General features: G+C 68.7%; 1 protein-coding gene. It reads left to right on the forward strand.

Going from position 1 to position 217, the window contains the following annotated elements:
- On the forward strand, positions 1–217 hold a 217-nt coding region (locus AC0608_RS13980; protein WP_478289506.1), incomplete at both ends, for an urease accessory protein UreD.

Here is a 217-nt window from a genome sequence, read left to right on the forward strand (position 1 = left end):
TGGATATCCGCCGCGACGGCCAGTTGCTCTGGCATGAGCGCCAGCGCATTGTGGGCGCCGATGGCCTGCTCGACTCACCCATCGGCCTGGACGGGCAACCGGTGTTCGCCACCCTGCTGCTCACCGGCGACATCGATCCTGACTTACTTGAAGCCTGCCGCGCCCTGCCCCATGCGGTGCGCGGCGACCTGACCCAACTGCCCGGGCTGCTGGTGGC

It is taken from the genome of Flavobacterium sp. GNP008 (genome assembly GCF_056428965.1).